The sequence below is a fragment of the Methylobacterium crusticola genome, assembly GCF_003574465.1.
Classification (GTDB): Bacteria; Pseudomonadota; Alphaproteobacteria; order Rhizobiales; family Beijerinckiaceae; genus Methylobacterium; species Methylobacterium crusticola.
On the sequence record NZ_QOWC01000427.1, the window covers coordinates 1 to 2,299 of the forward strand.

General features: G+C 76.4%; 2 protein-coding genes. One reads left to right on the forward strand and one right to left on the reverse strand.

Annotated features, from left to right (window positions below; all coding sequences use genetic code 11):
- Positions 1-213 precede the first annotated feature (213 nt).
- Positions 214-1,425 (forward strand): 5-aminolevulinate synthase, encoded by a 1,212-nt coding sequence (hemA, locus tag DT057_RS34615; RefSeq protein WP_128566517.1) that lies wholly within the window; start codon positions 214-216, stop codon positions 1,423-1,425.
- 58 nt (positions 1,426-1,483) lie between these two features.
- Here hemA and DT057_RS34620 read toward each other — a convergent pair whose 3' ends face one another.
- A complete protein-coding gene (locus tag DT057_RS34620) occupies positions 1,484-2,101 on the reverse strand; it encodes a PRC-barrel domain-containing protein (protein ID WP_128566518.1) in 618 nt (205 codons plus the stop codon).
- Positions 2,102-2,299: the final 198 nt, after the last annotated feature.

The following is a 2,299-nucleotide window of genomic DNA, read 5'->3' on the forward strand; positions in this document are numbered from 1 at the left end:
GGCGCGGCGCCGGCCGGGCGGCCGGCGTCGGACGACGCCGCCGCGGACGGCGCCCGCGCCGCCCGCGAGGCCGCCTGAGACCGGGGCGTCAGGCCCCCTGAACCGGGCCGGATGGCCCCCGAACCGGGCCGGACGGCTCCCGCGCGGGGCCGCCCGGCTCCCAGAACACGGGGCGCCCATGCCCCGCCGCGAGTGAATCAGTGGGGAGCAGTCATGGACTACGAGTCGTTCTTCGCCGCGCAACTCAAGGGCCTCCACCGGGAGGGACGCTACCGCGTCTTCACGGACCTCGAGCGGCAGGCCGGCCGCTTCCCGCACGCCACCCACCACACCCCGGACGGCGCCCGCCCGGTCACCGTCTGGTGCTCCAACGACTATCTCGGCATGGGCCAGCACCCGGATGTGCTCGCGGCGATGCACGAGGCGCTCGACCGCTGCGGCGCCGGGGCCGGCGGCACCCGCAACATCTCGGGCACCAACCACTACCACGTGCTCCTGGAGCAGGAGCTGGCGGACCTCCACCGCAAGGAGGCGGCGCTGCTGTTCACCTCCGGCTACGTCTCGAACTGGGCGGCACTCGGCACCCTGGCCTCGCGGCTGCCCGGCTGCGTCGTGCTCTCCGACGCGGACAACCACGCCTCGATGATCGAGGGCATCCGGGCGAGCCGGGCCGAGCGGCAGATCTTCCGCCACAATGACCCGGAGGACCTCGACCGCAAGTTGCGCCTCGTCGATCCTGCCCGGCCCAAGCTCGTGGCCTTCGAGTCGGTCTACTCGATGGACGGCGACATCGCGCCCATCGCCGAGCTCTGCGACGTCGCCGACGCCCACGGCGCCATGACCTACCTCGACGAGGTCCACGCTGTCGGCCTCTACGGGCCGCGGGGCGGCGGCATCGCCGAGCGCGAGGGCCTGATGCACCGCCTCACGGTGATCGAGGGGACCCTCGGCAAGGCCTTCGCGGTCCATGGCGGCTACATCGCGGCCTCGCACGCCCTGTGCGACTTCGTGCGCAGCTTCGCGTCGGGCTTCATCTTCACGACCTCGCTGCCGCCCGCGGTCGCGGCGGGGGCCGCCGCCAGCATCCGCCACCTGAAGGCGAGCGGCGCCGAGCGGGCCCGGCACCAGGACCGGGTCGCGCAGGTGCGCCGCCGCCTCCAGGCCGCCGCCATCCCGGTGATGCCGAACGACAGCCACATCGTCCCGGTGATGGTCGGCGATCCGGTCCTGTGCAAGCAGATCAGCGACACGCTCCTCGACGAGTTCGGGATCTACGTCCAGCCGATCAACTACCCGACCGTGCCCCGCGGCACCGAGCGCCTGCGCGTCACGCCCTCGCCGCTGCACAGCGACGCCGACATCGACGTGCTCGTGGCGGCGCTCGGCACCATCTGGGCGCGGATCGGCCTCGCCAAGGCGGCGTGACGGCCGGGGCCGCCCGGGCCGTCTCGGCGCCGCCGGCCCTGCCCGCGGGCCGGGCGCCTCAGCGCTCCGCCTCGTAGCGGAAGGCCGGGGCCGCCTCGAGCTGCGCCTTGGTCATGCGCACCTCGGCCCCGGCGACCCTGCCGTCCGGGCCGATGGCCAGCACGGTGGCGCGGCCCCGCGGCCGGCTCTGCGCCTCGACCGAGCCGGTCGCGACGTCGACCCCGCCGCCGCGCCCGGCCGGCGCGTCGGCCAGCGCGTCGTTGCCGACCTGGGCGCCCGGCATCGTCTCGGGCCCGGCACTGCGCGCCTCGGCGGCGCTCGGCGCGCTGCCGGGGGTCGTGAAGGAGCGCGGCCCCGCGGCCTGCGCGGCGCTGCCGGTGTTCCAGGCCAGCTGGTCGAAGGGCACGGCGACCGCCTTCTCGCCGATGCCGAGGAAGCCCCCGACGCCGATCACCACGGCGCGCACGCGCCCGTCCGCGCCGAGCAGCACGTCCTCGATGGCGCCGACGCGGACGTGGTCCATGCCCACGACCCCGACGCCGACGAGCTTGGAGGCCCGGATGCTGCCGGGCTCGGGCCGCGTCAGGAAGCCCGGCGCGGGCTCGGTCTGCGCCGAGGCGGGCGTCGCCGCGAGAAGGGCCACGAGCAGCGCGGCGTCGCGGGGGGCGGATCGCATGGCGGTTCTCCGGGACGGAGGCCGGGTCGCGCGGATCGCGTCTCGGGATGAGGCGGATCGCGGGCCGGGCCGTCCCACCTCAACCGCGCCGGGCGGCCGGGGGTTCACCGGTCCGAACGGCCGCCGGGCCGGGCTCCCCGCGCCGGGCCCAACCCGGCCGGGGCCGCGCGGGGCCGGCGGCGCTACCGCCGCACCCGG

What these genes read in the sequence shown, in the direction of transcription:
- hemA (WP_128566517.1), top strand. Translation starts at nt 214, where the DNA reads ATGGACTACGAGTCGTTCTTCGCCGCGCAACTCAAGGGCCTCCACCGG.
- DT057_RS34620 (WP_128566518.1), bottom strand. Translation starts at nt 2,101, where the DNA reads ATGCGATCCGCCCCCCGCGACGCCGCGCTGCTCGTGGCCCTTCTCGCG.